Origin of the sequence: Rugosimonospora africana (assembly GCF_016862975.1) — a bacterium.
In the GTDB taxonomy this organism is placed as follows: domain Bacteria; phylum Actinomycetota; class Actinomycetes; order Mycobacteriales; family Micromonosporaceae; genus Rugosimonospora; species Rugosimonospora africana.
Genome location: NZ_BONZ01000128.1, coordinates 1 through 516, shown reverse-complemented (window position 1 = coordinate 516; position 516 = coordinate 1). Strand labels below are relative to the sequence as shown.

The 516-nt window shown below is 67.1% G+C and carries 1 protein-coding gene; it reads right to left on the bottom strand.

The genetic code is table 11. The features are described 5' to 3' along the window. A partial coding sequence (locus Raf01_RS47480) for a condensation domain-containing protein (RefSeq protein ID WP_203924778.1) occupies nt 1-516 on the bottom strand: 516 nt, incomplete at both ends.

The window sequence follows — 516 nt, the reverse complement described above, 5'->3', positions numbered from 1 at the left end:
ACTAGCCGTTCCGGGCCCACTCCCATCCCGACGAGGTGACGGGCCAGGCGGTTGGCTCGAAGGTTCAACTCCGCGTAGGAGACCTCGACGCCGTCGAAGACCACCGCGATCGCGTCCGGGGTCCGGCCCACCTGGGCTTCGAACAACTCCGGCACCGTGACCTGCGGCACCACATGATCGGTGCCGTTCCATTCCACCAACACCCGGTGCCGTTCGTCGGCGGACAGCACGTCGATGCGGCCGACGGCCACCCCTGGGTCGGTGACGACCTGGGTGAGTACCCGTTCCAACCGCCCGGCCAGCGCCTGCATGCTTGCCCGGTCGAATACGTCCGGGCGATAGTCAAGCCGCAGCCGGATCCGGCGGCCGCCCGGCATCACGACCAGTCCCAAGGAGTAGTGGGTGGCGTCGTGGCCCTCGACGCCGGTGACTCGTAGGTGCCGTTCGGTGTTGCGCAGAACGTTCCGGTCGGTTGGGTAGTTCTCGAACACCATGTGGGTGTCGAACAGTTCACCC